Source organism: Serinicoccus sp. CUA-874, from assembly GCF_001942225.1.
Taxonomy (GTDB): Bacteria; Actinomycetota; Actinomycetes; order Actinomycetales; family Dermatophilaceae; genus Ornithinicoccus; species Ornithinicoccus marinus.
Map to the genome: position 1 here is coordinate 1 of NZ_MKJZ01000036.1, position 25149 is coordinate 25149.

The 25149-nt window shown below is 70.8% G+C and carries 22 protein-coding genes, 2 tRNA genes and 3 pseudogenes; 9 read left to right on the forward strand and 18 right to left on the reverse strand.

What is annotated here, in order from left to right:
* Positions 1-95: 95 nt before the first annotated feature.
* The 3 genes and pseudogenes from BJF80_RS13470 to BJF80_RS13480 all read right to left on the reverse strand — a co-directional run bounded on the left by BJF80_RS13470 (position 96) and on the right by BJF80_RS13480 (position 2105).
* Entirely contained in the window at positions 96-1247 is a 1152-nt protein-coding gene (locus tag BJF80_RS13470; protein WP_269087407.1) for a UDP-N-acetylmuramate dehydrogenase, read from the reverse strand.
* Positions 1244-1660 (reverse strand): MaoC/PaaZ C-terminal domain-containing protein, encoded by a 417-nt coding sequence (locus BJF80_RS13475; protein WP_075814400.1) that lies wholly within the window; start codon positions 1658-1660, stop codon positions 1244-1246. Before BJF80_RS13475 ends, BJF80_RS13470 begins: the two co-directional genes overlap by 4 nt.
* Positions 1657-2105: pseudogene (locus BJF80_RS13480) on the reverse strand (FAS1-like dehydratase domain-containing protein). The gene BJF80_RS13475 and the pseudogene BJF80_RS13480 overlap by 4 nt, the downstream one beginning before the upstream one ends.
* A gap of 1084 nt (positions 2106-3189) precedes the next feature.
* Here BJF80_RS13480 and BJF80_RS13485 point away from each other — a divergent pair.
* The 4 genes from BJF80_RS13485 to BJF80_RS13500 all read left to right on the forward strand — a co-directional run bounded on the left by BJF80_RS13485 (position 3190) and on the right by BJF80_RS13500 (position 6437).
* Positions 3190-3642 (forward strand): hypothetical protein, encoded by a 453-nt coding sequence (locus BJF80_RS13485; protein WP_075814402.1) that lies wholly within the window; start codon positions 3190-3192, stop codon positions 3640-3642.
* A gap of 88 nt (positions 3643-3730) precedes the next feature.
* Complete coding sequence (locus BJF80_RS13490; RefSeq protein WP_143554120.1) at positions 3731-4699, forward strand: hypothetical protein; 969 nt, start codon at positions 3731-3733, stop codon at positions 4697-4699.
* Positions 4696-5316 carry an ABC transporter ATP-binding protein gene (locus BJF80_RS13495; RefSeq protein WP_158068541.1) on the forward strand — a complete coding sequence of 207 codons (621 nt, stop codon included), beginning with the start codon at positions 4696-4698 and terminating at the stop codon, positions 5314-5316. Before BJF80_RS13490 ends, BJF80_RS13495 begins: the two co-directional genes overlap by 4 nt.
* Positions 5313-6437, forward strand: a complete 1125-nt coding sequence (locus tag BJF80_RS13500; RefSeq protein WP_075814408.1) for a hypothetical protein — start codon at positions 5313-5315, stop codon at positions 6435-6437. The genes BJF80_RS13495 and BJF80_RS13500 overlap by 4 nt, the downstream gene beginning before the upstream one ends.
* Positions 6438-6500: 63 nt before the next feature.
* On the opposite strand, the gene rpmG is transcribed toward BJF80_RS13500, so the two are convergent.
* The 6 genes and pseudogenes from rpmG to BJF80_RS13530 all read right to left on the reverse strand — a co-directional run bounded on the left by rpmG (position 6501) and on the right by BJF80_RS13530 (position 10707).
* Positions 6501-6668, reverse strand: coding sequence for a 50S ribosomal protein L33 (rpmG, locus tag BJF80_RS13505; RefSeq protein ID WP_010148718.1), 168 nt, complete (start codon positions 6666-6668; stop codon positions 6501-6503).
* Positions 6669-6728: 60 nt separating this feature from the next.
* Positions 6729-6805, reverse strand: a tRNA-Met gene (locus tag BJF80_RS13510).
* Between the two features lie 30 nt (positions 6806-6835).
* Positions 6836-6908, reverse strand: a tRNA-Thr gene (locus BJF80_RS13515).
* Between the two features lie 105 nt (positions 6909-7013).
* Positions 7014-8006: a MaoC/PaaZ C-terminal domain-containing protein gene (locus BJF80_RS13520; protein WP_083673686.1), complete on the reverse strand. Its 993-nt coding sequence runs from the start codon at positions 8004-8006 to the stop codon at positions 7014-7016.
* 2 nt (positions 8007-8008) lie between these two features.
* Positions 8009-9349 (reverse strand): 3-oxoacyl-ACP reductase, encoded by a 1341-nt coding sequence (locus tag BJF80_RS13525; protein WP_414899297.1) that lies wholly within the window; start codon positions 9347-9349, stop codon positions 8009-8011.
* 72 nt (positions 9350-9421) lie between these two features.
* Positions 9422-10707: pseudogene (locus tag BJF80_RS13530) on the reverse strand (acetyl-CoA C-acetyltransferase).
* Positions 10708-10793: 86 nt separating this feature from the next.
* Here BJF80_RS13530 and BJF80_RS13535 point away from each other — a divergent pair.
* Together BJF80_RS13535 and BJF80_RS13540 are read left to right on the forward strand one after the other, a co-directional pair.
* Entirely contained in the window at positions 10794-11423 is a 630-nt protein-coding gene (locus BJF80_RS13535; RefSeq protein WP_143554121.1) for a TetR/AcrR family transcriptional regulator, read from the forward strand.
* Positions 11424-11460: 37 nt separating this feature from the next.
* Entirely contained in the window at positions 11461-13497 is a 2037-nt protein-coding gene (locus BJF80_RS13540) for an acyl-CoA dehydrogenase family protein (RefSeq protein WP_075814412.1), read from the forward strand.
* Between the two features lie 39 nt (positions 13498-13536).
* Here the strand turns inward: BJF80_RS13540 and BJF80_RS21265 are convergent, their stop codons facing one another.
* On the reverse strand, positions 13537-13704 hold the full coding sequence (locus BJF80_RS21265) for a hypothetical protein (RefSeq protein ID WP_321166414.1): 168 nt from the start codon (positions 13702-13704) through the stop codon (positions 13537-13539).
* A 459-nt stretch (positions 13705-14163) separates the two neighbouring features.
* On the opposite strand from BJF80_RS21265, the gene BJF80_RS13550 reads away from it, so the two are divergent.
* Positions 14164-15099: a helix-turn-helix transcriptional regulator gene (locus tag BJF80_RS13550; protein WP_075814413.1), complete on the forward strand. Its 936-nt coding sequence runs from the start codon at positions 14164-14166 to the stop codon at positions 15097-15099.
* A gap of 3 nt (positions 15100-15102) precedes the next feature.
* On the opposite strand, the gene BJF80_RS13555 is transcribed toward BJF80_RS13550, so the two are convergent.
* The 7 genes and pseudogenes from BJF80_RS13555 to BJF80_RS20890 form a co-directional block, all read right to left on the reverse strand.
* Complete coding sequence (locus tag BJF80_RS13555; protein ID WP_022925249.1) at positions 15103-15786, reverse strand: hypothetical protein; 684 nt, start codon at positions 15784-15786, stop codon at positions 15103-15105.
* Positions 15783-16688: an ABC transporter ATP-binding protein gene (locus tag BJF80_RS13560; protein ID WP_075814414.1), complete on the reverse strand. Its 906-nt coding sequence runs from the start codon at positions 16686-16688 to the stop codon at positions 15783-15785. The genes BJF80_RS13555 and BJF80_RS13560 overlap by 4 nt, the downstream gene beginning before the upstream one ends.
* A complete protein-coding gene (locus BJF80_RS13565) occupies positions 16688-17068 on the reverse strand; it encodes a GntR family transcriptional regulator (protein ID WP_075814416.1) in 381 nt (126 codons plus the stop codon). The genes BJF80_RS13560 and BJF80_RS13565 overlap by 1 nt, the downstream gene beginning before the upstream one ends.
* A gap of 187 nt (positions 17069-17255) precedes the next feature.
* The gene (locus BJF80_RS13570) at positions 17256-18095 is read right to left on the reverse strand and encodes a YdcF family protein (protein ID WP_143554122.1); all 840 of its coding nucleotides are present in this window, start codon (positions 18093-18095) and stop codon (positions 17256-17258) included.
* A 20-nt stretch (positions 18096-18115) separates the two neighbouring features.
* A pseudogene (gene rocD / locus BJF80_RS13575) lies at positions 18116-19335 on the reverse strand (ornithine--oxo-acid transaminase).
* Positions 19336-19609: 274 nt separating this feature from the next.
* Positions 19610-20941, reverse strand: a complete 1332-nt coding sequence (locus BJF80_RS13580) for an MFS transporter (RefSeq protein ID WP_075814420.1) — start codon at positions 20939-20941, stop codon at positions 19610-19612.
* Positions 20942-20968: 27 nt separating this feature from the next.
* Positions 20969-21499 carry a TetR/AcrR family transcriptional regulator gene (locus BJF80_RS20890; RefSeq protein ID WP_022925242.1) on the reverse strand — a complete coding sequence of 177 codons (531 nt, stop codon included), beginning with the start codon at positions 21497-21499 and terminating at the stop codon, positions 20969-20971.
* Between the two features lie 51 nt (positions 21500-21550).
* Here BJF80_RS20890 and BJF80_RS13590 point away from each other — a divergent pair, with 51 nt between their 5' ends.
* Both BJF80_RS13590 and BJF80_RS13595 read left to right on the forward strand, forming a co-directional pair.
* Complete coding sequence (locus BJF80_RS13590) at positions 21551-23065, forward strand: MFS transporter (protein ID WP_075814422.1); 1515 nt, start codon at positions 21551-21553, stop codon at positions 23063-23065.
* Between the two features lie 590 nt (positions 23066-23655).
* Complete coding sequence (locus BJF80_RS13595) at positions 23656-24477, forward strand: DUF6414 family protein (protein ID WP_075867652.1); 822 nt, start codon at positions 23656-23658, stop codon at positions 24475-24477.
* Between the two features lie 69 nt (positions 24478-24546).
* Here the strand turns inward: BJF80_RS13595 and BJF80_RS13600 are convergent, their stop codons facing one another.
* Complete coding sequence (locus tag BJF80_RS13600; protein ID WP_075814426.1) at positions 24547-25137, reverse strand: recombinase family protein; 591 nt, start codon at positions 25135-25137, stop codon at positions 24547-24549.
* Positions 25138-25149 lie beyond the last annotated feature (12 nt).

Here is a 25149-nt window from a genome sequence, read left to right on the forward strand (position 1 = left end):
GTGCTGACCCCACCGCCGCAAGACGGCCCTGGTGGCGCTCCGCCAGCCCCTTCACGCCAAACCCGCCCCGCGATCGCGCCTTGTTCAGCGCCCTCCTAGAGGCTGAGGCCGACCAGCACCGGCTCGTTGACCAGGCGCAACCCGAAGGCCCGCTCGACCCCGTCCCTGACCTCGCGCGCGAGCTCGACGACGTCCTGCGCCCGGGCGGAGCCGCGGTTGGTGAGTGCGAGGGTGTGCTTGGTCGACAGCCCCGCGGGCCGGCCGTCGCGCGTGGCGTAGCCCTTGGTGAAGCCCGCGTGCTCGATGAGCCAGGCGGCGGAGGTCTTGACCAGCTCCTCGGTGTCGGTGGGGTACATCGGCGGGACCGCCGCATCGGCGTCCTCACCGGCTCCCGCCGCCGCCCGGGCACGGACCTCCTCGAGCTGCTCGCGCGGCAGGATCGGGTTGGTGAAGAACGAGCCGCAGGACCAGGTGTCGTGGTCCGGTGCGTCCAGGACCATCCCCCGGCGCCCCCGCTGCTCCAGCACCGCGGCCCGGGCGTCTGCCAACGGGACCCGCTCCCCCAGCTCGACGCCGAGACCGTCGGCGAGCGCGGCATACCTGATCGGCTGGGAGAGCTCGGTCGGGCGCAGCGAGAAGGTGACGTCGAGGACGACGTGCCGTGGGGTGACCGCCCCCGGTGTCGCCTCCGGGCCGACCATGGACTCCTTGAGCACCGAGTGCCGGTAGGCGAAGCCGAGGTCGGCGGAGAAGAGCGTCCGCACCCGGCCCTGGTCGCGGTCCCAGACCCGGACGCTGGCGATGGTCTGGGCGACCTCCTGGCCGTAGGCGCCGACGTTCTGCACGGGCGTGGCGCCGGTGGCGCCGGGGATGCCGGAGAGCGCCTCGATCCCCGACCAGCCCTGCTCGCAGGCGTGGGCCACGACCTCGTCCCAGTTCTCCCCCGCCGCGACGGTGGCGCTCACCCCGCCGCAGGCGGAGTCGTGCGGCACCGCGACGCCGCGCGTCCGGACCAGCACGACGGTGCCCGGGAAGCCCTCGTCGGCCACGACGAGATTGGACCCGCCACCCACGACGAGCAGCGGCTCACCTGCCTCGTCGGCCTCGCGGACGGCGTCGATGAGCTCGGCCTCGGTGGTGGCTGTGACAAGGCGGCGCGCGGCCCCGCCGACCCGCATCGTCGTGAGCTCGGCGAGCGGTGTCGTCCCGACGTCGGCGGCAGCGGTATGCCCCCCGGCTCCGCTCACGCGTCGGCCCCGGCGCCAGCGCCGTCGAGGCGGACGACCGCCTGGCAGCGGCCGAGCACCTTCTCCCCGTCGCAGGTCGCGGTGAGCTCGAGGGTCTGCGTGCCGGCCTCGGTGTCGGTCTTCCTCACCACGCCCTCCACGAGGACCTCGACGGATCTGCCCTCGGGGACGACGACCATGCCGGTGAAGCGGGTCTGGCAGGACAGGATCCGGCCGGGATCGCCACCGACGTGGTCGGTGACCGCCTCCAGCGCGGCGCCCATGGTCCACATGCCGTGCGCGATGACGTCGGGCAGCCCGACCGAGCGCGCGACGTCGGGGTCCTGGTGGATGGGGTTCTGGTCACCGGAGGCCTCGGCATACGCGACCAGCCGGTCCCGGTCGACGGTGACGGTGCGGCTCAGCTCGCTCATGAGGACTCTCCCCGCACGACGATCGTCGAGGTCACGGTGGTGACGGGCGCGCCGTCGGCGTCGGTCAGCTCGACCCGGGTGCTCACCATGCCATGGCGCCCGCCTCGCGGATGGTGTCGACGTGCAGGGTGCCGGTGAGGGTGTCGCCGGCCACGATCGGCCGGTGGTGGGTGAAGCCCTCCTGCCCGTGGACCACCCGGGAGAAGTCGATCCCGGCGTCCGGGTCCTGGACCAGCTGGGCCTCGCACTGCTGCGCCAGGCGCACGGCGAAGGTGGGCGGCGCGACGACGTCGGCATACCCCAGCCGCTGCGCGGCATCGGCGTCGCGGTGCGCGGGACCGGTCGCACCGACCGCGTCGGCGAAGGCGGTGACCTGCGCGGCGGTCACCTCGAAGGGGCCGGCCGGCGGGTACTCCCGCCCGGCGAAGTCTGCGTTGACGGACATACCTCCAGCCTAGCGATGCCCTGCCCCTGCGGGACCGAGCGGGAAGGGCGGGCATGACGAAGGCTCCACCCCGCAGGCTGATGGCCCGCGCATGTCGAGCGCGGCTGCGTCGGGAACCGCGTAGTTCACGATCGCCAGCATTCCAGCGATCAGGGCGCGCACCATCACGCCGCCCGCGCGGAGCGGAAGCTGCGCCCGGACGACACTCGAGTCATCGGGCACGGGCGTGGCCACACCGCCGCCGGGAGGCAACTTCTCGTCAGGTCGCAGCGGGAGCGCAGGAACTCCCGACGTCTGGCGTCGACCCCGCTTGACACCCTCGATCATCCATGATCGCCTAAGAATACCTAGGAGGTTTCTTCATGAAACGCCACTTTGCGCTCTTCCTCATCGTAGGACTGGCAGCGGGGGGTACTAGCCACCGCGATTCCCGCTCAGGCATGTGAAGCAAAATCACGACACACGACGGCCGACGACTACGCATGGGCCGTTCCCGTCGGACTGTGCTCGCCGGTCTTCGTCAGACATCACTATGATCCCGCGTGGAGCAGCCACAATTTCTGTACCAAATGGGTGGTTGGCGATGGGGGAGAGCCTGGATACACTCGCCCATCGCCCGAACTGCGCTTTCACGAGGTGACGTTCTGATGGCATCATCCTCGACAGGTAGACGGTCTGGCCGACGGTGGTTCGGCCTCGCTGACATCGCAGGATTGTTTGCGACGACGGCAGTGATGGTAAATCCCGCCAGCGCCTCCGATGAGTGCAGCATGTGGTCACGCCAGGTAGGAGATTCGGCGGAGGTGCATGACCTGGGTGACAACTGCGACTACGTCTCTGTTCGCCGTGCGTACGACCCTTACTGGTCACATGTCAACTACTGGACACCCTGGTTTGGCGGATCTGACAACTACTACAGAACGGTTCCCCATGCAGTTCTCTACGATGTAAGGGCGAGGGGATGGTAAGGACTCGAATGCGTGAAGGTGTTCCTGCCGCCATGCTGACCATAGGTGTCGTCCTCACCGGATGCCAAACGCCACCTGAAGACAGGTACGAACCACCTCCTGCATGGGATCAAGTTGTGGAGTCAGCCTTGGAGAGGGCATCAGAGCAAGGCGCATCCGACGCACAGTTGCGCGACTTGAGAGCGGCGCAGGATCAGGGGGAACTGACTTTTCCAGAGCTGGAAGAGGCAGTGGGCCGGAGCCTGTCGTGTATGCGTTCGGCGGACATCCCCGTCATCGATGCGACCGTCGACGAGTCCGAGGGATATCCCAGACTCGACTATGCCTACGGCGCCTCGTCAGAAGGAAGATCCGCCGAGCAGACTGATGCTCTCGCGCAGGAGTGCCTCAGGACACACTCGCTGTATGTGGAGGCCATCTATACCTCTTCGCCGCAGGTACGCGAGGCGCGCGATGTCCAGCTCGACCAGGTTCGTGAAGAGCTGGTGTCATGCCTGGAGGAAGCAGGCCTCGACGTGATGGCCGACGCGAGCCCTGGGTCCTACGACGTCAGGCGACAGATCTGTTGATAGACGACGGGACTGATTGTCTGGTCGCGGCCGGACTCGGCCCATGAAGTTGCCCCGGCCCCTATGGAGTGTCATCACACTCTTGGGCGTGATCGGCACCGGGCTCGGGATCTGGGCTCTGGTCGTGGTGACTGCCTCGAGCCCGCTGGAATCGGACACTGCTCCAGCACCTGTCGTGGTACACGTGCAGCGAGACGATGTCTCCCCAACCGTCAGCCAGACGCTCGAGGTGGTGTCGCGACCGGGTCCTGAACTGATCCTGCGAGGTGGAGGGACCATCACCTCCTGGTCCGTCGAGCTCGGCGCCAGTCTGGAGTCGGGAGAAACGCTGCTGACTCTTGACGACACTCCAGTTGTGCTGATGGCCGCGTCGGCACCACTGCACCGCGACCTCGGGCCTGGCGATACCGGACCAGACGTCGCTCGGCTCGTGCAATTCCTGGCTCGGGGGGGCGCCGACGTCGAGGGAGACACGATGACAGAGGAGGTCGTCGCGGCTGTGGAGGAGTGGAATACCGCGCACGGGCGTCAGGGGCAGACTTTCGGTGTCGCCTCGGTGGTGTGGATTCCCCACGAACCTGCGACGTCCCTCGTCGAACGGGTCGTAGCCGTAGGTGCCATCACGACACCCGGACAGACTGTCGCCCGCACCCCCGATGTCGTCGAACGCATCGACGCCCGTCCACGAACAGCGCTGGCGGAGGGCCCTCTCACGCTCCGGGCTGCAGGTGAGGAGGCGGCTCTCGACCGGGAAGCATGGGCCGTGACAGACCCTGAAGAGGCACAACGCGTCGCGCAGGCCCTGCCCCGGACCGAAGGCGTCGGCGAGATCCGTGCACGCGACCCACAACCTGCGTTGGTGGTCCCATCGGCCTCGGTGGTGACGGACGCGACCGGCGCGACCTGTGTCGTCGCGATGCCTGGACAGAGAATCGTGCGCGTGGACGCGGTGGACAGCGACGCCGGCGGAACACGGCTTCCCGCGGACACCGACCTCGATGCAGTGCTGGTCAACGCACGCCGGCTCATGCCAGGGCTGTCATGCACCTCTCGTTGACGGGGGTCACGAAGTCGTTCACCGGGCATCGCGTACTCCGGGGGATCGACCTCGAGATGGAGGCGGGCGAGACCGTCGCTGTGGTGGGACCCTCAGGATCCGGCAAGTCGACGGTCGTGCAAGTAGCCGGTGGCCTTCTTTCACCGGATGAAGGCTCGGCGACAGTCCGCACAGACGATGGCAGGCAGGACGGACCGCGTCACCACGTCGCCTTTGTGCTCCAGACCGTCAGCCTCCTCACGTTCCGATCCGCACAGGACAACGTGGCTCTCGGCGGCCTCCAGCAAGGCCTGGCCTGGAAGGAGGCACGTGCACGCGCCCGGATGGCTCTGAACGCGTTGAACCTGTCGGATCGCCTGCACGCCAGAGCCGCCACCTTGTCCGGCGGCGAAGCGCAACGCGTGGCCGTCGCCCGAGCGACCATCAGTGGGGCCTCCTTCATCCTTGCCGACGAACCCACCGGCCAGCTCGACGCGGACACCACTCGAGAAGTGATGGAAGCCATGCAAACCGTCCGCGACACAGCCGGCCTGCTGGTGGTCACGCACGACCTGCAGGTCGCGGCGTCCTGCGACCGAACGCTCGTCCTCGACGACGGAAGGCTCAGGCCGGCATGAGGACGAGCACGTCGAACCGTGGGTGGCGCTGGCAGGAGGTCCTGCTCGAAGGGGTGCGCATATCGTCCTCAGCGAACCGCCACGGGCTGGTCACCTGCATCGCCAGCGCGGCCTGCCTCGTCCTGGCCGCCCTAGCAGAGGCTCTGCCGACCCACTCGATCACCCAGCAGGAACAACGATGGATCAGCAGCGGCGGCCACATCTTGATCGTCTCCACCTCGGACGACGGAGTCATCGACGGCGCGGCCTGCGACGGCCTTGCCACCCTGTCTGGCGTCGAAGGGGCCTTCGGAGCAAGGCGCGCTGCGGTCCCGCTCGTCGAGGCCTCGCGGCCAGGAAGCGTCTTCGCCGCAACACTGACCACCCCCGGCGTCGTCGACTTCTTCACGGCAGCGCCAGCTGTGGCGATCCGCCCCACCCCTACCGAAGGTACGAGTGAGACCGGCACCACGGGTGGGGCGATCGTGCTCACAGAGGCGCGGCCTGAGACAGACCCTGCGACGACCGCTTTGCTTCCTTATCTTGACTCGCCATTGGCTCCGGTCCACGCAGCCGATCTCTCCGTCCTCGGGGACGAGCGCGCGACGGATGTGCTGCTGGTGTCCGCCGATCTCGGAGGTGTCGACCGGTGCTTCGTCCGTTCGTCGCCAGCGAGTCAGGACACCGTAGCGTCCGTGCTGCCGTTGCTCCTTGGCGGTACAGAAGGCGTCGTGGTGAGCCCGAGATTGGCTAACGGAGCACTCGACCTGACGCCAGAACAGCGCCAGGAGCAACGGCATCCTTTCCTCGTCGCTGCGCTCCTCGGCGCAGCCCTGGGACTCCTCGTGGGTCTGCGCTGGTGGATGAGCCGGCGCGAGGACGCGCTGCTGATCACGCTGGGCGCGAGGGCGCCCGAGATCAGGGTGCTGCGGGTCGTGGAGTTCCTCACAGGGATGGCAGGTGGTTCCATCCTGGCGATGCAGGTATGCCTGCTGATGGCGCTGATCGTCGGGCCCCTGCAGCCGGCGGTTCTCGCCTACGGAGCGCGGGGAGCGCTCGTGGCGTTCGCCGTATCGCTGGTGGTCGCCGGCCTCGCGACCCTGCGACCGATGCGGAGCGTGACCCTTGACCTGCGTGAGTAGGGAGGTATGACGAAGGCCGCCACCCCGCAGGGGTGACGGCCCGGTCGTGGCTGGCGCGGTGCGTCAGCGGGTCTCGCGGTGCGCGGTGTGCTTGCCGCAGCGCGGGCAGAACTTCGCCATGTCGAGCCGGTCGGGGTTGTTCCGACGGTTCTTCTTGGTGATGTAGTTGCGCTCCTTGCACTCCGTGCACGCCATGGTGATCTTGGGGCGGACGTCGGTGGACTTGGCCACGGTGCAACCTGCTCTCGGAAGTGGATCTCTAGCTTGTGCGGTGCGTACCGGCGAGGTACGTGGTAGCGGAGGCGGGGCTCGATCCCGCGACCTCACGATTATGAGTCGTGCGCTCTAACCAGCTGAGCTACTCCGCCTCGCGGCGACCGGCCGAGCCGGCTCACCAGAGCCCCCAAACGGAATCGAACCGTTGACCTTTTCCTTACCATGGAAACGCTCTACCGACTGAGCTATAGGGGCGGGCTGTGGGTCCTGCCGGGGCGCGGGCCCCGCAGGCAGCGAGATGCAACTTTACACGAGGGCGCCGGGCGGGACCAAAACGGCGGACCCGGCGCCCGACGCTGCTCAGGGCAGCGCTGTGACCTGCATCGACAGGTGCTCCTTGGAGCCGTCGCGACTCGTCACGCAGAGCTCTCCGCCGCGCCGCGACATCGCCCCGCGGAGCACGACCGTGGACGGCAGGAGCACCGGCTTGAGGAACTGCGCGGACACGGTGTATGCCTGCGGCAGCCGGTCCTGCACCGCGGCCAGCGCGCGGGCGTGGGTCCACATCCCGTGGGCGATGGCGCGCGGGAAGCCGAGCGCCTTCGCCGAGAGCGCGGAGAGGTGGATGGGGTTCACGTCGCCAGCGACCCGGGCGTAGGAGCGCCCGAGGTCGGCGGGCAGCCGCCAGACCCCGAGCTGGGGCCCTGGGCCGGTCACGCCCGTCCCCTCCTCGACCTGCGGCGCCCCACCCGGCTGCCCGGTGTCGCCGGCGGCCGCGTCGGGCTCCCGGTCCGCCGGGACGGCACCCTGCGGACGGGCGCCGCGCACGAGGTAGGTGCTGCGACCGGACCACACGACGTCCTCGCCGACCCGTGCCTCTCCGACGAGGTCCACCGTGCTGCCCTTGCGGTGCGGCGCGAGGGCCTCGGCCCAGGAGGAGAGGGTCAGGGTCTCCCCGACCCGGACCGGTCGGTGCAGCGTCATCTCGTTGGCGACGTGGACCATCCCCATCATGGGGAAGGGGAAGTCCCGCGAGGCCATGAGCCGGACCTGCAGCGGGAAGGTCAGGACGTGCACCCAGGTCGTGGCGAGGGTGTCGGCCAGGACCCCGCCGGTGACGGCGCAGAAACCCGCCAGACGCTCGACGTCCTGCTCCACCCCGGGAAGCACCACCCGGCGGGCGGGCAACGACCCGGAGGCTCCGGGACGACCGAGCCCCGTGGCGACCCCCCGGACGAGCGTCCCGGCGACCTGCGGCGGCGCGTCGAGCAGGTCCACGTCGAGGTCGGGGGTGGAGGGGAGCGCGTCCGGTCCGGCGGCGCCGCGTCCCGACTGCAGGTCCGGTCGGGTCATGGTCAGGCCCCGATCTGGCTCTGGCCGCAGACCCGCAGGACCTGGCCGGTGACCGCCGAGCTGGCCGGGTCGGCGAACCAGCCGATGGCCTCGGCCACGTCGACCGGCTTGCCACCCTGCTGCAGGCTGTTGATGCGGCGGGCGACCTCCCGGGTCGCCAGCGGCATCTTGCCGGTCATCTCGGTCTCGATGAATCCCGGCGCCACGGCGTTGACGGTGATGCCCCGCCCGGCCAAGCGGGGGTCGGCGCCCATGGCGCGGACCAGGCCGATGACGCCCGCCTTGGACGCGGCGTAGTTGGCCTGGCCACGGTTGCCCGCGATGCCGGAGGTCGAGGCGACACCGATGATGCGGCCACCCTCGTCCAGCCCGCCGGGCAGGTCCGGGTCCAGCAGGGTCTGGTTCATCCTGATCTGCGCGGCGAGGTTGACCTCGAGCACGCTGCCCCAGCGGTCCTCGTCGGTGTTGGCGAGCAGCTTGTCGCGAGTGATCCCGGCGTTGTGCACGATCGCGTGGATGCGGGCCGCGTCGCCGAAGCGCTGCGCGACGTGCGCGGCGATCCGGCTGCCCGCGTCGGCGGCCGTGATGTCCAGCTGCAGGGCGGTGCCCCCGATGGCGTTGGCCACCTCGGCCAGCCCCTGCCCGCCGGCGGGCACGTCCACCGCGACGACGAGGGCGCCGTCGCGGGCGAGGGTCCGGGCGATACCGGCCCCGATCCCGCGACCGGCGCCGGTGACCACGACGACGCGACCCTCGAGCGGTCGCTCCTGCACCTGCTCGGCCTCGGAGGCCCCGTGGCCGATGCGCAGCACCTGGCCGGAGACGTAGGCCGACCGGCCCTCCAGGAGGAAGGACAGGGTGGAGGCGACCTCGGCCGCCGTGGTGGGCTCACCGGTGAGCAGGTCGACCCGCACGAGGTTGGCGGTGGCGCCGGCCCGCAGCTCCTTGCCGACGCTGCGCACGATGCCCTCCAGCGCCTGCTGGGTCGCGACCGCGGTGGGCGCGCCGGCGGTCTCCGGGTCCACCCCGAGGACGACGACGCGGCCCGAGGACTCCAGGCCCTTCATGGCCGGTCGCAGCAGCCCGCGCACGGTCTCCAGGTCGGCGATCGAGGTCGCGGAGGTCGCGTCGACCACCAGGGCACCGATCTTGGCGGGGTATGCCTCGGGCACCTCACGGGTGCGGCCCTCGTCGGTCGTCTCGGTGACCCGGGTCTGCGGGGTGTCGAGGAGCGCCTCGCGGGTGGGCACGCCGAGCAGCTCCAGGGTCTGGACGGCGATCCGCCCACCGCCGGCGGAGCCCACGGCGACCGGGCCCGAGGGCAGCTCACGGCCGCGGCGCAGCCGGGTGCCTGCGGCACACCCAGCTGCTTGGCCAGCGGGTTGGTGGTCAGCATCTGCATCAGGTCAGCCATGTCAGCACCCTTCCAGGATCGCGACGACGCCCTGACCGCCGGCCGCGCAGATCGAGATGAGGCCCCGCGAGCCCGGGCCGAGCTCGTGCAGCATCTTGGCCAGCGAGGCCACGATGCGCCCACCGGTCGCGGCGAAGGGGTGGCCGGCGGCGAGCGAGGAGCCGTTGACGTTGAGCCTGCTCCGGTCGACCGTGCCCAGCGGCGCGTCGAGGCCGAGGCGTCCCCGGCAGAACTCCTCGGACTCCCAGGCGGCCATGGTGGACAGCACCGTGGAGGCGAAGGCCTCGTGGATCTCGAAGCGGTCGATGTCGGCGAGGGTGAGCCCCTGACGCGCGAGGAGCCGCGGCACGCATACGCCGGGGCCATGAGCAGCCCCTCCTCACCGCCGACGTAGTCCACCGCGGCGACCTCGGCGTCGACGAAGCGGGCGAGCGCGGGGAGCCGGTGCTGCTGGGCCCAGTCCGGGCTGCCGAGCAGGACGAGCGCGGCCCCGTCGGACAGCGGCGTCGAGTTGCCCGCGGTCATCGTCGCGCCCTCGCCCTTGCCGAAGACCGGGGAGAGCCCGGCCAGCTTCTCGACCGAGGTGTCCGGGCGCAGCCCCTCGTCGCGGGAGAGGCGCAGGAAGCCGGTGGCGAGGTCGTCGAAGAAGCCCTCGTCCCAGGCGCGCGCGAGGTTGTGGTGGCTGGCGGCCGCCAGCTCGTCCTGCGCCTCACGGGTGATGCCCCACTCCTTGGCGGTGAGCGCCTGGTGCTCCCCCATCGAGAGCCCGGTGCGCGGCTCGGCGTTGCGCGGGGTCTCGGGCGCCAGGTCACCGGGCCGGATCGCGGCCAGCGCCTTGGCCCGGGCCATCGGGGTGCGGGCACGGCTGGCCCCGAGCAGCGCCTTGCGCAGCCCCTCACCGACGGCGATGGGCGCGTCGCTGGCGGAGTCGACGCCGCCGGCCACGCCGGAGTCGACCTGGCCGAGCCGGATCTTGTTGGCGACCTGGATGACGGCCTCGAGGCCGGTGCCGCAGGCCTGCTGCAGGTCGTAGGCCGGGGTGTCCGCGCCGAGCGCCGACCCCAGCACGGCCTCCCGGGTCAGGTTGAAGTCGCGGGCGTGCTTGAGCACGGCACCCGCGGCGACCTCGCCGACCCGCTCGCCGGCCAGGCCGAAGCGCGCCACCAGGCCGTCCAGCGTGGAGGTGAGCATCGCCTGGTTGGAGGCGTGGGCGTACGCGCCGCCGGACTTGCCGAACGGGATCCGGTTGCCGCCGAGGATGACGGCGTCGGTGAGCTGGTCTGGCATGGGGAAGGTCTCCTGATGAGCGGTGGTCCCGAACTATCCGATACCGACTGTAGCCGATACGAGCCGTACGCGGTACTGTGGAGGACATGAGGACCGACATCGAGCCCCGGAGCGCCCCCGTCCCGGTCGCGCGGGACGGGCGGGACGCCCGCTGGGAGGCGCACCGGACCGAGCGTCGTCACCAGCTCGTCGAGGCGGCGCTCAAGGCCATCCGTCAGCACGGTGCCGGCGTGGGCATGGACGAGATCGCGGCCCAGGCCGGCACGAGCAAGACGGTGCTCTACCGCCACCTCGGCGACAAGGCCGGTCTCTACAGCGCCGTCGTCGCCGCCGTCGACGAGACCGTGCTCGGCGACCTGGCGGCGGCCTCCCGACAGGGCGGTGACGTCCTGGCCAGGATCCAGGCGATGGTCCACTCCTACCTCTCCCTGGTGGAGCGCGACCCGGAGATCTACCGCTTCGTCATGACCCGCCCCCTGGAGACGACCGAGGGCGACCCGGACGACCCCGTGCACCGCATCACCGACCGCGTCAGCGATCAGCTGGCCGGGGCGATCCGCACCCACCTCACCCAGCACGGCCGCGGCGCCGAGGCGACCTGCTGGCCCCGGCCTGGGGGCACGGCATCGTCGGCCTGGTCCGCGCGGCGGCAGACCACGTCCTCACGAGCACATCGACCACCCGGCTCAGCGTCGACGACGCCACCCACGCCGTGATCGAGCTGATCCGGCCCGCACTCGCAGGAGAGAACCGATGACCACCTCCACGCAGCAGACCCACACCCCCGAGCCCCGCACCGACGTGTCGATGCCGGGCGCCGCCGCACCCGAGGCCAGCGCGCCCCGCTCGAGCGAGCGGCTCACCGACCTCGGGGAGGCGCTGCGGACCGCCTCCGGCGGCAGCTACGGGCCGGTCCGCGACCTCGCGCGGGCGAGCGTCCCCGCCGAGGTGATGGTCCGCGACCAGGGCCTCACGATGGACCAGGCACGGGACTGGACCAACGGCGCCATGGCCAGCCTGGTGCAGTACGGCATGGCCGGCAGCGGCTTCCCGACGGCCGTCGGCGGGCTGGACGACGTCGGCCGCTCCTGCATCGACTTCGAGATGACCGCGCACGGCGACCTGTCGCTCACGGTCAAGTCCGGCGTCCACTTCGGCCTCTACGGCGGAGCCGTCACCGCGCTCGGCAACGAGTGGCACCACGAGACCTTCCTGCGGCCTAACCTCGCACTCGAGCAGATCGGGTGCTACGCCATGACCGAGTTCGGCCACGGGTCGGACGTCGCGTCGCTGGAGACCACGCATACCTATGACCCGGAGACCGACGAGATCGTCGTCCACTCCCCCACGCCGTCGGCGACCAAGACCTACATCGGTGCCGCGGCGCGGGACGCCCATGTCGCCGCGGTCTACGGCCAGCTGCACGTCGGCGGGGAGTCGCACGGCGTGCATGTGGTCGTCGTCCCGATCCGTGACGCCGACGGCACCACGCTGCCCGGCGTCACCCTCGGCGACAACGGCGCCAAGGGCGGGCTGGCCGGTGTCGACAACGGGACCATCACCTTCGACCAGGTGCGGGTGCCGCGCACCCACCTGCTGAACCGCTACGGCGGCATCGACGACGAGGGTCGCTACGTCTCCGACATCGACAGCGACAGCAAGCGCTTCTTCACCATGCTCGGGACGCTCGTGCGCGGCCGCATCTGCGTCGCCGCGGGTGCGGCGACGGCGTCCCGCAAGGCGCTCTCGATCGCCACGAGGTACGCCCTGCGCCGGCGCCAGTTCACCGCCCCGGGCCACGACGGCGAGGTCGTGCTGCTGGACTACCTCGCCCACCAGCGCAAGCTGATCCCGGCGATCGCGACGGCCTACGCGCACATGTTCGCCGTCAACGAGGTCGCCGAGCGGCTGCAGGAGCTGCACGAGATGCCGGAGAAGGACCAGGTCGCCCAGCGTGAGCTGGAGACCCGTGCCGCCGGCCTCAAGGCGGTCATCACCCGCTTCGGCAACGACACGATCCAGAACTGCCGCGAGGCCTGCGGAGGCGCGGGCTACCTCGCGGAGAACGGCCTGACCGTGCTGCGCGGAGACGCCGACGTCTTCGCGACCTTCGAGGGCGACAACACCGTCCTGCTGCAGCTGGTCGCCAAGGGCCTGCTCTCCGGCTACAAGGAGATGTGGGGCGACCTGGACATGCGCGGCATGGTGCAGTTCGCCGCCCGCGCCTTCGGCGGGCAGTTCGTCGAGGCCACCGCCGCCCGGCCGCTCGTGGAGCGGCTGCGCACAGCCGCGGCCCGCAAGGGCGAGGACGAGACGCTGCTCGACCGCGGCTGGCAGCTGGCGATGTTCGCCGACCGCGAGCGCCACGTGCTGGAGACGCTGGCCACCCGGCTGCGACGGCACGCGGACGACAAGGACTCCTTCGAGGCCTTCAACTCCGCGCAGGACCACGTCCTGCTCGCCGCCCGCACGCACATGGACCGCGTCGTGCTGGAGGCCTTCGTGGCCGGGATCGAGGCGTGCGAGGATGAGCAGGTGCGGGAGGTCCTGGAGCGGCTGTGCACCCTGCACGCCCTGAGCTCCATCGACGCCGACTCCGGCTGGTTCCAGGCCCACAACCGCATGTCCGCGGGGCGGGCGAAGGCCGTCGTCGCACAGATCAACGAGCTCTGCGCCGAGCTGCGGCCGCACGCCCTGGAGCTCGTGGAGGGCCTCGGGATCCCCGAGGCGTGGCTCAACTCGCAGATGCTCGAGGACGAGACCGCCGCCCGCTGGACCCCGGGCGCCTGACCGGCACCACGGGCGGGAGCGGCACGAGGCCCGGGTGGCTCACCGGGCGCCGTGGCCCCAGAGGTCGCGCAGCAGGGCCACCTCGGCCAGGTGGTGGATGGCCTCGCGGTTGATGTGCAGGACGAGGGTGAGCATCGGCGCCTGCGCCCACGGCCCCTCCGCCGGGCCGACGGGCCGTCGCAGTCCCTCGTCGTCGAGCCCGCGCACCCCGGCCGACCAGGCGGCATACGCCTCGTCGAGCTGATCGAGGCGCCCGCGGCGGTCCCGGCGTAGTCCCAGGTGAGGATGTCTGCCTCGGGTCCGCCGAAGTGGCTGTGGGCGCGCAGCCCCAGCACCCCGACGATGACGTGCCCGAGCCGCCAGGCGATCGAGGTGACCGGCGCGGGGTCGGGCTCGGGGTGGGCCCAGTCCAGCTGCCACTCCCCGCCCCCGGCGCGCGCCGTCACCGAGGGCGGCGGCTGGTCCGAGCGGCGGCGCGCGTTCCAGGTCCCCGGGACCGGCTCCCAGAGGTATTCCTCGTCGCTCAGCCCGTCCAGCCGTGGCCGGGCGTGGTGCGTCCAGTGGAAGTCGAGCTGCTCGGCGAGGTCCGTCGTGAGGGAGTCCATGCTGCGATGACACCACAGCACGAGGACACATCCTGTCCGCGGCGCGTGACAGGGTGTCGCCATGACCGACCCCACGACCCGGGTGCTGCGGCTCCTGGGGCTCTTCCAGACCCGGGCCCTGTGGAGCGCGCAGGAGCTGGCGGACCGGCTCGGGGTGACCACCCGGAGCATCCGCCGCGACGTGGAGCGGCTGCGCGAGCTCGGCTACCCCGTGCGGGCCAGCAGCGGGGTCGGAGGTGGTTACCAGCTCGGGTCCGGGGGCTCGCTGCCGCCGCTGCTCCTGGACGAGGACGAGGCGGTCGCGGTGGCGGTCTGCCTGCGCCTGGCCGCCGGCGGCACGGTCGCGGGGGTGAGCGAGGCGGCGGTCAGCACCCTGGCCAAGCTGGACCAGGTCCTGCCCGCCGGGGCCCGGGAGCAGGTCGCCGCGATCCACGAGAGCACGGTGGCGGTGGGCAGCGGACGAGCCGTGGTCGATCCGGAGGTGCTCATGGCCCTCTCCCGCGCCTGCCGGGACCGGCTGCGGACCACCCTGCGCTACGTCGCCCGCGACGGTGCGTCGTCGACCCGCCGCGTCGAGCCCGCCTCGCTGGTCGTGGTGAGCCACCGGTGGTACCTCCTGGCCTTCGACCTGGACCGGGACGACTGGCGCAGTTTCCGGCTGGACCGGGTGCAGGAGGTCGCCGTGGGCACGATGCGCAGCCGGCCGCGCCCGGTGCCGGACCCCGCGACCTACATCACCCGGTCGGTGACCCGTGCGCCCTACCGCTGGGTGGCGCGCGCGAGGGTCCAGATGCCCGCTCCGGAGCTGGCGGAGCGCGTCTCGCCGCTGGCGGGTGAGGTGAGCGAGCTGGGCGAGGGCTGGACGGAGCTGGTGACCGGTGCCGAGTCGCTGGACTACCTCGCCGCCGAGCTGGTGGCCCTGGGGGTCGCCGTCGAGGTCCTGGAGCCGCCGGAGCTCGTGGCGCACCTGAGGACGGTGCGCGACCGGCTCCGGTGAGGCTCAGGGCAGGGCGCGGCGGAGCGCGGCGTAGGACACGAGCGCGAGCAGCGCCAGCACCGGCAGGCTCCAGAGCGTCAGGCCCAGGACGCCCGTGCCGGCCACCCAGGAGAAGACCTCGCCCCAGGCCTCCAGGCGGGTGATGAGCCACAGCCCCACGAGGAGGAGCAGCGCGACGGCGATCATCCCGGCCGTGAGCACGAGCGCGCCGAAGCGCTTGTAGATCGTGGCGCAGAAGAAGCCGACCTGGAAGAAGGCGAAGGACAGCACGAGGTAGATGAAGCCGGCCGCGGCCCAGCCCTGCGCCCAGACACCCGGCACCTTGAAGAAGACGCTGCCGGTGCCGAAGCCGCCCGTGGCGTCCTCGATCAGACCGCCGACGACATAGATGGCGCCCAGGGCGGCCGAGGCGAGCAGCGCGGTGAGCATCGTCCCGACGTAGAACTCCCGGCGGGTCACGCTGAGTGCCTGGGAGAACGGGAAGGTCAGCGTGAGCGACTGCACCCCGACGACCAGGAAGTACCACATCGGGGCCTGCGCGCCGCCCCCGACGATGCCGTCGACCGGCAGCATGGCGAAGATCGCCATGGTGATGACCAGGGCGCCACCGAGGACGAGCAGCGGGACCCAGAGGAAGGTCTGCTTGTTGACCAGCTGCAGCCGGACGACGGACAGGGTGCGGTTCATGGCACGAGCTCCTTGTGCTGCGGGACGGACCCTGCGGCCCGTCGGGTGAGACGGACGACGAGCTGCTGGAGCGACACCGGCGCGACCTCGAGATCGGCGGCGGCGAGCCGCTGACGGTCCTGCTCGGACAGGCCGCCCAGCACGGTGGCCGAGGAGACCCGGCCCAGGCTCTCGGTATGGATCACCTCACGCCCGGCGACGAAGCCCCCGACCGCGGCGGAGTCACCGACCACGACCGCCGCCCGGCCGCGCAGCGCGTCGGTGTCCTCGTCCAGCAGGATCTGCCCCTGCTCGATGACGAGCACCCGCTCCAGCAGCGGGGCGACCTCGTCGATGAGGTGGCTCGAGAGCACGATGGTGCGCGGGTGGTCCGCGTAATCCTGCAGCAGCCGGTCGTAGAACAGCTGCCGGGCGACGGCGTCGAGCCCGAGGTAGGGCTCGTCGAAGAAGGTGATCTCGGCCCGGGAGGCCAACCCGATGATCACCCCGACGGCCGAGAGCTGGCCGCGGGAGAGCTTCTTGATGCGCCGGTCCACGGGGAGGGCGAACTCCTCGACGAGCTGACCCGCGAGCTCGTCGTCCCAGCGCGGGAAGAACAGCCGGGCCATCGCCAGGGCGTGTCGCCCGGTCGCGTCGTCCGGGTATTTCTGGCTCTCCCGGACGAAGCACATCCGGGACAGCACCCGCGAGTTCTCGAAGGGGGTCTCGCCGAAGACCCGGGCCTGGCCCGAGGTGGCGAAGTTCTGCGCCGTGAGGATCGACATCAGCGTCGTCTTCCCCGCGCCGTTGCGCCCGAGCAGGCCGTAGATGGAGTCCTGCTCGATCGAGAACGACACGTCGTCCAGCGCGGTCGTCTCGCGGTATCTCTTCGTGAGGCTCTGCACCTCGATGACCGAACTCATCAGCTCGGCTCCTTCCTGGTGGTCCCTGCGGTCCGCTCGGCGATGAGGGCGGCCACGTCGTCCGGCCCGAGGCCGAGCCGGCGTGCCTCGGCGAGCAGCGGGTCGACATACGCGGCGGCGAAGTCGTTGGTCCTGCGGGCCAGCAGCGCGGCCCGGGCACCGGTGGCGACGAACATCCCGACGCCGCGACGCTTGTAGAGCACGCCGTCGTCGACGAGCTGGTTGATGCCCTTGGCGGCGGTGGCCGGGTTGATCCGGTGGAAGGCCGCCAGCTCGTTGATGGACGGCGCGCGCTCCTCCTCGGCCAGGCTGCCGTCGACGATCGAGCCCTCGATGCTCTCCGCGATCTGCACGAAGATCGGTCGACCTTCTTCGATCACCGCCGCTCCTTGGTTAGTTACTAGACTAGTAGACCATGGTACTGGGGTACGCGCAAGAGGCGGAGGAGCGCGCAGCAGGGCGCGGGGGCACGCTGGTGCAGGAGGTGGTGTCGCAGGGGTGGCTCCGACGACGCGCGTGTCGCACGGCTCCGCACGAGGAGATGCACCACGAGATGCACCAGCGTGGTCAGCGGGCGAGGAACCCCGTCAGCAGCGCGCCCCCGACGATCAGCAGTCCCGCCACGAGGTGCGGTCGACGCGCCTCCTTGAGCACGATGAGCAGCTCGCGCAGGTAGGCGCCCGCCGGGAAGTCCATCGGGACCCGCACCCCGACGACCTGCACCGGCAGCCGGTGCCGGGCGATGAGCAGGCTGGTGCGGGCGGCGTGGTAGGCGCTGGTCACGACCGCGTAGGGCGGCGGGCAGCCCTGGTCCTGCAACAGCCGGGTGGAGAGCAGGAGGTTCTCCTCGGTGGTGGTGGCCCGGTCCTCGAGGAGGAGCGGTGCAGCCGGATCCTGGCTGCGCACCCAGCGCGCCATCGCCTCCGACTCCGCAGGTCGGTCACCCTTGGCGCGCCCTCCGGTCAGGACGAGCGGCGATGTCCCTGCGCCGAGTCCCCCGGGGGTGGTGAGCCGGCCGAGCGCGGTCAACCCGCCGCGCAGGCGCGCGGCGAGCTCCTGACCCACCTCCCCCTCCGGCACCGGCGCACCGAGCACGATCACGGCCCGACGGTCGGAATCGACAGGGCAACGGCACAGCCACCAGCGCCGGCTAAGCAGCGCGAGCATGACCAGGCCCGGCCACGCCGCGAGGAGGAGCAGGCCCGCGCCCAGGCCGACGAGGACGGGGGCGGAGGCATACCCGAGCAGGAGCAGGCCGCCGATGGGGACGACCAGCGTGGCGAGTCCACCGACCAGAGCACCCCGGGTGTCGGCGTCACGGCGCCCGCGGGCGAGCCGTTGCACGGCATACCAGAGCAGCAGGCCCGGCAGGACGAACCCGAGTGGCGCCAGCATCAAGCCCGTCACGAGGACGGGCGCAGGGACGTTCAGCCGCGGGCCTCGGCGAGCACGGCGGCGAGCGCGTCGGTGATCTGCCGCAGCTCGTCCTCGGTGATCGTCAGCGGCGGGGCGAGCCGGATCGTCGAGCCGTGGGTGTCCTTGGCGAGGACGCCCTTGCGAGCCAGCGCCTTGCACGCCTCCTTGCCGGTCATGAGGCCCGGGTCGATGTCGATGCCCGCCCAGAGACCGCGCACGCGGACCGCCTCGGCGCCCTGTCCGACGAGGTTGCCCAGCTCCTCGGCGAAGACCGACTCCAGCTGCGTGGCGTGCGCCTGGTGCTCGCCGGTCGCGAGCAGGTCGACGACGGCCTTGCCGACCGCGGCCGCCAGCGGGTTGCCGCCGAAGGTCGACCCGTGGGTGCCCGGGGTGATGACCTTCATGACCTCGCGTCGGCGGCCACGGCCGAGACGGGCACGATGCCCCCGCCGAGCGCCTTGCCGAGGGTGTACATGTCGGCCTCGACGCCCTCATACTCGCAGGCGAGGGAGGTGCCGGTGCGGCCGAGCCCGGACTGGATCTCGTCCGCGATCATGAGGACGTTCTTGCTGGTGCACAGTTCGCGCAGGCCCGGCAGGAAGCCCTCCTTGGGGATCATGACGCCCTGCTCGCCCTGGATCGGCTCGACGAGCACGGCCGCGGTGCTGTCGGTGATCGCGGCCTCGATCGCGGCGAGGTCGCCGTAGGGCACGGCGACGAAGCCCGGCGTGTAGGGCCCGTAGTGGTCGTGCGCCTCCGGGTCGTCGGAGAAGGAGATGATCGTCGTCGTGCGGCCGTGGAAGTTGCCGTCCATGACGATGATCTCGGCCTGACCGTCCGGCACCCCCTTGACCTGGTAGGCCCACTTGCGGGCGATCTTGAGCGCGGTCTCGACCGCCTCGGCGCCGGTGTTCATCGGCAGGATCATGTCCTTGCCGACGAGCCGCGCCAGCGCCTCGCAGAAGGGACCGAGCTGGTCGTTGTGGAAGGCGCGCGAGGTCAGCGTCGAGCGGTCGAGCTGGTCCTTGGCCGCCTGCACCAGGCCGGGGTGGCGGTGCCCGAAGTTGAGCGCGGAGTAGCCGGAGAGGGCGTCGATGTAGGTGTTGCCCTCGACATCGGTGACGTGGATGCCCTCGGCGTGCTCGACGACCACCGGCAGCGGGCTGTAGTTGTGCGCGGCGACCTGGTCCTCGAGGTCGATGTAGGCCTGGTTGGTGGACAGCTCAGTCATGCGGTCATCCTAGGGGTCGCGTGGGGAGGGTCGGTGCGTCGCGGCGCATGACCACACCACGCTGTGTAGCCATGCGCTGGTCAGCATACCTATGCACTTGCGGTCCCCCCGACAACCCTGTCCCCGCCCCAACCCGCGCGCCGGCCAGAACGCTGGGACCAGGAGGCTTGGTTCGAGAAGCTGCCGCCGGACGACGCAGTCATCCGGGCAGCCCAGAGGCAGTTCGCCGACGTCCTCTGGGACAGGGATGAGGGTTCCCACTGATCTGTCCAGGTCACCCTGTTTCCAGGGCATCGCCGGCCTGCTCCGGCAGCAGGAGGTATGCCGCGAGCGCACCCACGACGAAGGCGGCACCGAAGAGGGTGAACAGGGCCGCGTTGCCCCAGGTGCCGAGGATGACCGGGACGAGCAGCGGCGCGGCGATCGAGGCGATGCGCCCGAAGCCTGCCGCGGCGCCCGCACCCGAGGCGCGCACGCTGGTCGGGTAGATCTCCGGGGTGACGGCATACAGCGCGCCCCAGGCACCCAGGTTGAAGAAGCTCATGGCGCACCCGGCGGCGATGATCTGCCACACCTCGCCGGACAGGCCGAAGAAGACGGCCGACACCGCCGAGCCGAGCAGGAAGGTCGCCAGCGTCGCACGCCTGCCCCAGACCTCCACGAGGACCGCGGCAAGGGCATACCCCGGCAGCTGGGCGAGGGTGATGACCAGGGTGTAGCCGAAGGAGCGCACCAGGTCGAAACCCTGGGCGTAGAGCAGCGTCGGAAGCCAGATGAAGGCGCCGTAGTAGGAGAAGTTGACGCAGAACCACACCGCCCAGATGCCGATGGTGCGCACCCGGTATGCCGACGACCAGAGCGCGCCGGGCGTCCTGGGCGGCGCCTCGGGCAGCGGCCGGCTCTCCTCGTGCGGCACCCCCGCGGACTCCTCAAAAAAGCGGACGACCTGCTCAGCCTCGGCCTCGCGGCCACGGCGCTCGAGGAAGAGCGGCGACTCCGGCATCCCCCACCGGATGACGACGGCATACAGGGCCGGGACGAGACCGAGCGCGAAGGCCCAGCGCCAGCCGTCGTCGCTGAGCGGCACGACGAAGTAGCCGATGAGCGCTGCCAGGAGCCAGCCGACGGCCCAGAAGGACTCGAGGATGACGACCATCCGGCCGCGGATCCGCGTGGGCGAGAGCTCGCTGACCAGGGTCGAGGCGACCGGCAGCTCCGCACCGAGACCGATGCCGACGAGGAAGCGGAGCACCAGCAGCGCCGCCAGTCCGCTGACCAGCGCCGAGGCGCCGGTCGCCAGGCCGTAGACGAGCAGGGTGAGCGCGAAGACGGTGCGCCGGCCGTAGCGGTCGGCGAGCATGCCACCGAAGGTCGCCCCGAGCGCCATGCCGACGAAGCCGATCGAGAGCAGCCAGGACTGCTCGGTGCGGGTGAGGTCCCACTGGGTGGCGATCGCCAGGCCGACGAAGGAGATGAGCCCCACGTCCATGGCGTCGAGCGCCCAGCCGGTCCCCGAGCCGAACAGGACCCGGGTGTGCTGCCGGGTGTAGGGAAGGCGGCCCATCCGCTCGGGGCGGGTGGGCAGATGGTCGGTCACGGTCGCCATGGGCGTCGATGATAGAGGCGCAGTACCCTACCGCGGCAGGGAGGCGAGCAGGGCGAGGATGCGGTCGACGGAGTCGGCCGGGAGGGCGTCGCTGCCGCCGAGCGCGGTCCGCACGTAGATCCCGTCGCTCACCCGCAGCACGAGCAGGGCCAGGTCCGGGTCGCCCAGCGTCTCGGTCAGTGCTGCGAGGAAGTGGTCGTCGAGCCGCAGCAGCGCCTCGCGCGCGACCTCGTGCTCGTCGAGCTGGCCGAGCTTGAGCAGCGCCAGATAGGTGCGGTCGAAGGGCTGGTTCGCCGCCACGGACTCCCGCAGGAAGACCTCCAACGCGTCCGGCAGGGCGGACAACCGCTCCTCCTCGGCGGCGCCGAAGACCTCCAGCCGCTCCGCCAACCCCTGGACGAGGGCGTCCTTGGACCCGAAGTGGTAGAGCAGTCCGCCCTTGGACACCCCGGCCTCCTGCGCCGTGGCGGCCAGGGTCCCGGCCCGTTCCCCGTGCTCGATGACGAGATTCTCGAAGGCGTCGAGCACCCGTGCGCGCGTCCGTTCACCCTTCGACATGGCGCCCATCCTAACGTTGCCAACTAAACCGTCCAGACGGTATAGTTTGGTATGACCACACTGGACCTCACTCCCCCCGACACGGCACCCCGCGCCACCCGCCGCGACTGGGCAGGCCTGGCCGTGCTCATGCTCCCGGTGCTCCTCATCTCCATCGACACCACGGTGCTCAGCTTCGCGCTGCCCCAGATCACCCAGGCCCTGTCCCCCTCGGCCGCGCAGCAGCTCTGGCTCATCGACGCCTACCCCCTGGTGCTGGCGACCCTGCTCGTGACGATGGGCACGGTCGGTGACCGCATCGGCCGCCGCCGCATCCTGCTCATCGGGGCCACCGGCTTCGCGGTCGTCTCGGCGCTCGCGGCCTTCGCGCCGACCGCCGAGCTGCTCATCGCCGCCCGGGTGGGTCTGGGCGTCTTCGGCGCCACCCTGATGCCGGCGACGCTGTCGCTGCTGCGCACGATGTTCCTCGACCGGACCCAGCGCCGGCTCGCCATCGCGATCTGGGCGACCGCCTTCTCCGTCGGCTCGGCCCTCGGCCCGGTGGTCGGTGGCATCCTGCTCGAGCACTTCCACTGGGGCTCGGTCTTCCTGGTCGCCGTGCCGGTGCTGCTCCCCCTGCTCCTGCTCGGACCCTTCCTCGTCCGGGAGTCCCGCGACCCGGCGCCGGGACGCATCGACCTCGGGGGGATCGCCCTGTCGATGGTGGCCCTGGGTGGCCTGGCCTGGTCGCTGAAGCACGTCGCGGTCGAGGGGCCCGACGTCCTGGCCCTGGCCGCCCTCGTCGCGGCCGCCGCGGCGGGCACCGGCTTCGTGCGCCGGATGCGCCGCTCCGCCGACCCCATGCTCGACGTGCGCCTCTTCGCCGTCCCGGCCTTCTCCGGGGCCCTGGCGGTCAACCTGCTCAGCATCGTCGCGCTGACCGGCTTCCTCTTCTTCGTCACCCAGCACCTGCAGCTCGTCGAGGGTATGCCTGCGCTCGACGCCGCGCTGGTGCTCGTCCCGGGCGTCGTGGCCATGGTGGCCTCGGGGCTGCTCGTGGTCCGTGTGGTCCGGCACGTGCGCCCGGCGCTCGCCGTGGTGGGCGGGCTGGGCTTCTCCGTCGCCGCCTACGCCCTGCTGAGCCTGGGCGGCACGGCGACGGTCCCGCTCATCGCGCTCGCCTTCGCGCTGCTCGGCCTGGGCATCGGTGCCGCCGAGACGATCTCCAACGACCAGATCCTCACCGCGGTCCCCCCGGCCAAGGCGGGCGCCGCCTCGGCCGTCAGCGAGACGGCCTACGAGTTCGGCGCCGTGCTCGGCACGACCCTGCTCGGCGGGCTGCTCACCTCGGTCTACCGCTCCTCGCTGACCCTGCCTGCCGGCACCGACCCGGAGGCGGCGGTCGCGGCCCGCGAGACGCTCGGCGGGGCCGCCGCCGCGGCCGAGCGTACCGGCGACCCGGCCCTGCTCGAGGCGGCGCGGTCCGCCTTCGACGCCGGCGTCGGGGTCACGAGCACCGCGGGCGCGGTCCTGGTCGCGCTCGCCGCGCTCATCGCGTGGGTGACGCTGCGCGACGCCGAGCGCTGACCGCCGCAGCGCCTCCGACCGTGCGCCGCCTGCCCATGTCGCGACGGAACACCGTCGGACCTCAGCGGTAGTTGGTGAACTTCTGGCTGGGGTACGACAGTAGTTGGCTCCGTTAGGGAGGTGTCTCTGACCAGCGCAAACACCGCTGGTCATGTTTGCTAGTGTTGGTCTAGTTCGACTCTCTTGCGGACTCTGTGCGGACTGCCACCGGCGCTCTCGGCCCCTGGCCTGTCGAGGTAGACCCACGCGCTCCCCTCAGGCAGCAGCACCTCTTCCGCACTCGAACCGAGTCACGCCCGCCTCCTCGCCCCGGGCTGCCCGCAGCGCGGCTACGAAGTCCCCCGGCGAGAGAGCGCGCCCCTGCTCGGGACTGAGGGCCTGCACCTCGGCAAGGGTCCAGGTGCGCTCGGTCATGCGTTAAGGGTCGCACGGGCATGGGACAGGGCGAGGAAGCCGGACCAAGGACGAGTTACCGAGAGGGTTGGGAGGCACTTCGTGCTACCCCTACTGACCGCGCGTCTGGCAGGATGAGGACTTCCGTTCACTCCGCCACCATGCGCTGGCGTGAAGCCGACAGGGGCAATACTTCTATGACCTTCTTCAGAACACCTGTTTACCTCGATACAGAGGTGCTAGTTCCGCTCGCGAACTACCACGATATCGACGTCACGACTGATGTTGCGATTACTGTGCGCGATCTCGGCACGCGCTCGAAGGGCGGCGCAGCCGGGCTTAGCCTTCCGGTACCAGGCGGTCCTAAGTTCGAGTTGCACAGCGACTCAGGTAGCGAGTCGGAGGTAACCCAGGCTCGGACCGTCAAGGCCCACCCCACTAATGCGTTGAACCGGTTGGTCAATGCCCTCCAGGGCGCTGGCGATCTCAAGGAGGGCCTGAGCGGTGAGGTGTTCAAGCGGCAACTGGTCGAGGTCGAGCGTGACTGGACGATCTCGCCCGCCACAGACATCGGTGGCCTGTTGTCCCGAATGATCGGTTTGATCGCGTCGAACCCCGCTCTGATGCAGGGTGACGACGTGCCGGACGAGGTCACCGCATCCCTTCTCACGCAGGAGAGTAGCCACGGTCAGGTTGTTCTTGAGTCTGAGGACGGCGACGACGATGCCCCCCGGGCCATCGTGCTGTTGGACGGCGGCAACATCTTGGCCGGGCACAGCCTCCAAGACCTGGAGGGCGACCGCGCCGTCTTCGGTCAGGTGGACGCCTTCGTGGACTCTGGAAACACGTTCTCTCTTGAGAAGTTCTTTCTATCCGGATTCAGCCGCGCCATGCGTAGATCAATCGACGTGACTGAGATGCTCGGCAGCCTCTCGGGCCTGATGGGACGAAAGGTAGATGCTTCGGTTATCGAGGTTCCCGGCCCACTGGTCGTGGTGCGCGCGATTGCTGTCTACTAAGAACGGGGTCGTCAGTCAACGGTCCACCTCCCCAGCGAGGTCGTGCGAGCACGACCTGCCCCACTCGCCTCAGGTAGCGACCCCGGCGTATGCCCCCCTGGCCCCCAGCGCGTCATAGAGCACCGTCCGGGAGCACCCGGCCTCCCTGGCCACTCGCGCCACGGGCACCCCTGCCTCGACCCTCTCCCGAGCCTGCTCGATCTGCTCGGGGCTGAGGCGGCGCCTGCGGCCACGGTAGACGCCGCGCTCCTTTGCGGCCTTGATCCCCTCGGCTTGCCTCTCCCGGATGAGTTCGCGCTCGAACTCCGCGAACGCGCCGAGCATGTTGAGCAGGAAACGGCTCATGCTGTCCGTGCTCTCCCGGCTGTAGGTCTGCCCCTCCTTGACGAAGGTCACGGCGGCACCCTTGGTGGTGATCTCGTCCACGATGGCCCGCAGGTCGGTCAATGAGCGGGCCAACCGGTCCATGCTGGCGACCCTGAGCGTGTCCCCGTCGCGCAGGTAGGCGATGCACTCGGCCAGCGCCTCCCGGCCCTCACGTGCGCCACCGCTGACCTTCTCCTCGAAGGTCCGGTCACACTGCCCTACGGTCTCTCGCTGCCGGTCGAGGTTCTGCTCGACACTCGATACCCGCAGGTAGGCCACAACCTGTCCGCTCATCTCTGAACCTTC